Consider the following 2,480-nt stretch of genomic DNA (forward strand, 5'->3'; position numbering starts at 1 on the left):
CTGCGAGAAGCCCATCGTGATCTTGCCGTCGTCGGCGACCTTACCGGTGTCGGTGGAGCCGCCCGGCGCGCTGGTGCTACCGCAAGCCGTCATCGCCGTGGCGAGAACACCTGCCAGGACGAACGCTGAAACTTTTCGGAACATGGGGGGAATGTCCTTCTATGTGAGCGTTAACATTTTGGGCGGAAGACCACGAATTGTGCTGGTCGTCCGATTTGACGGCTACCTCGGCCGAGTGCCGTTCTCCCGCAGGGTGAGCGAGGGCGCGCGCTAGATGCTCACCTGACGCGTCCGCCGCGCGGACCCGCCACGGCAGCCGGCCGGCACCGCGTCGCCGCACGGCTCCGCGGTTTCCGGACGCCCGTTCCGGGCGCGCCCGGAGGCTCGTCGAGCATCCAGGAGACCGTCCGGCGCGACACGCTCGCCGACCCGGGCACCTCGGCAGCCACCGGCGGGTGGAGCCCCACACTTGTCTGCACGGCCGCTCCTCATCTTGCGTTGGACAAGACTGTGAACGCTAACAACCATGCCGTCAAGCGATCCCCTTATTACGGTCTAATCACACCGGAAACGTGAAGCCGTGAGTCACCGCGATCCTCACGGTCGGCGGCGGCGGCCGGGCGAGGGTCTTCGGCGTGGCCACGCTGCGGGGGCACGCGAAAGAGGCGGGGCCGGCCGGCGGGAATTCGCGCCCGCGTGGCGCGTGGCCGTCGCGCCCGCGATCGGTGCCGGTTGATCTAAGGTGGCACCGTCCTGTCGCATGAACCACTGGTTACGCAGGGTGATCTCCCCTCATGCTTCGACGACCGAGGTCAAGGGGAGAAGATCCATGTCTCGCAGACATGCCGCCACCGCCGGACGCGTCCTCATAGTCACCGCCCTCGCCCTCGCCGCCGTTCCGGCCGGCGCCGATCACCGGAGGACGGCCCTCGCCGGGACGGCGGTTCCCGACGTGCCGATCGTCTCGAAGGCCCCGGCCGCGCCGGAACCGCCACCGGGCATGCTGGAGGCCGTCCAACGCGACCTCGGCCTGTCTCCCGAGCAGGCCAGAGCCCGCCTGCTCAACGAGGCCCGCCTGATGCCGGTCGCGGCGCGGCTGCAAAGAAGGCTCGGCACCCGCTTCGGCGGCGCCTGGCTTCGCCCGAAGACCGCGCATACCCTGATGGTGGCCACCACGGCGATCTCCGACATCCCCACGATCCTCGCCACGGGGGCCCAGGCCGAGATCGTCTCGAGGTCGCTGGCGGAACTCTCGGAGATCAAGAGGAGACTGGATGCCGCGTTGCCGTCGCGGCCGCTCATGTCGACCGTGCGCTACGTCGACATCAAGCGCAACAAGGTGGTCGTCCTGAGCCCCGAGCCCGCCCAGACACGGAACGTCATCCAGAGCGCCGGCGTGGACGAGACCACGACGATCGTGCTGCCCTCCGACGAGGCGCCCCTGCCCCTGTACGACCTGGTGGGCGGCAACGCCTACTACAGCGGCGTCACCAGCCGCTGCTCGATCGGCTTCTCGGTGTTCAAGGGCGGCGAGGAGGGTTTCGTCAGCGCCGGCCACTGCGGCAGGACCGGCGTCGCCACCACCGGCTTCAACCGCGTCGCCCAGGGCACCTTCCAGGGCTCGGTCTTCCCCGGCAGCGACTACGCCTGGGTCGCGGTCAACGACAGCTGGAGGGGCACTCCGGGGGTGGACGACGGCGAGGGCGGCACCGTGCCCGTCGCCGGTGCCATGGCCGCCGTCGAGGGCGCCTCGGTCTGCCGGGCGGGCTCCACCACCGACTGGCACTGCGGCCTCATCCAGCAGCGCGACGCCAGCGTCACCTACCCGCAGGGCACCGTCTCGGAACTGGTCCGCACCAGCGTCTGCGCGGAACCCGGCGACTCGGGTGGCTCGTTCATCTCCCTCGACCAGGCCCAGGGCGTCGCCTCGGGCGGCTCGGGCGACTGCGCCTCGGGCGGCACCACCTACTTCCAGCCGCTCGGCGAGATCCTCACCGCCTACGGCCTGACCCTGCGGACCACCGCGGGCGACCCGCCACCGATCACGGTCACCTGCACCGGCTACCCCAGCACCTACAGCGGCACCCTGTCCGCCGGCCGTTCGGCCTACCAGCCGAGGAACGTCTACTACCGCACCAACGTCTCGGGAGTTCACTCCGGCTGCCTGAACGGTCCCGCCGGCACCGACTTCGACCTGTTCCTGCAGAAGTGGGACAACAGGAGTGCCTGGCTGACCGTCGCCACCTCCGGCGGCACCGGACCGGACGCGCAGATCACCTACACGGGCACGGCCGGCTACTACCGCTACCGGGTGAGCGCCACGGCCGGCTCCGGTGCCTACACCATGGCTTTCAGGGCTCCCTGACCCGGCGCCCGCCTCACCGGGGGCGCCGTCGTGCGGTGGTGGGGCCCGCCCCCCCCCCCGCCCGGGGGGGGGGGGGGGGGGGCCGGCCCCGCCCCGCGGCGGGGGGGGGGGGGTC

General features: G+C 71.1%; 1 protein-coding gene. It reads left to right on the plus strand.

Annotation, left to right across the window (positions count from 1 at the left end; genetic code table 11):
• The first annotated feature begins 829 nt into the window (after positions 1 to 829).
• Positions 830 to 2,365 (plus strand): S1 family peptidase, encoded by a 1,536-nt coding sequence (locus AB0G15_RS43385; RefSeq protein ID WP_362851570.1) that lies wholly within the window; start codon positions 830 to 832, stop codon positions 2,363 to 2,365.
• Positions 2,366 to 2,480 lie beyond the last annotated feature (115 nt).

Origin of the sequence: Streptosporangium sp. NPDC023825, from assembly GCF_040639575.1 — a bacterium.
Classification (GTDB): Bacteria; Actinomycetota; Actinomycetes; order Streptosporangiales; family Streptosporangiaceae; genus Streptosporangium.

Bases quoted from the DNA above. Each gene is read 5' to 3' on its own strand.
- AB0G15_RS43385 (WP_362851570.1), top strand. From the start codon at position 830: ATGTCTCGCAGACATGCCGCCACCGCCGGACGCGTCCTCATAGTCACC.